At 63.6% G+C, this 541-nt stretch carries 1 protein-coding gene; it reads left to right on the forward strand.

The genetic code is table 11. The features are described from left to right. Positions 1-34: 34 nt before the first annotated feature. Positions 35-541, forward strand: a 507-nt coding sequence (locus tag GSQ93_RS38250; protein ID WP_254074016.1) for a 3-hydroxyacyl-CoA dehydrogenase NAD-binding domain-containing protein, incomplete at its 3' end; no start/stop codon positions are given.

The raw sequence follows: 541 nt of genomic DNA on the forward strand, positions 1-541 counted from the left end.
GATAAAAAAGCTTGATCGTCGATGGAGCCATACGATGAACAGACGCATTGCAGTGATCGGATCGGGACGGATAGGCCGCGCGTGGGCGATCGTATTTGCGCGTGCGGGTTTCGAGGTGAGGCTTCACGATGCCGACCGCGCGATGCTCGACGGCGCGATTCCGTCTATCCGCCGCAGTGTGTCGGACCTTGCCAAGTACGGACTGATCGACGAGCCGGAAGAGCAGATCGTGTCGCGGGTCACGGCATGTGAACAGCTCGCGGACGCGGTGAGGGATGTGGAGCTGGTGCAGGAGAATATCGCGGAGATCGTGGAGGTCAAGCGCACCTTGTTCGCTGAACTGGACAAGCTGACGCGCCCCGACACGCTGCTGGCCAGTTCGACCTCAGGTCTGCCTGCCTCCACGTTCACCGAAGCCCTGGAGGGCCGCGCACGGTGCCTTGTAGCGCATCCTGTGAATCCACCTTCGCTCGTGCCGCTGGTCGAGCTATGCGGGGCGCCGTGGACGTCGCCGGACACGCTGGCCCGAGCGCGTGCGCTC

The organism is Burkholderia sp. S171, assembly GCF_009766085.1.
Classification (GTDB): Bacteria; Pseudomonadota; Gammaproteobacteria; order Burkholderiales; family Burkholderiaceae; genus Caballeronia.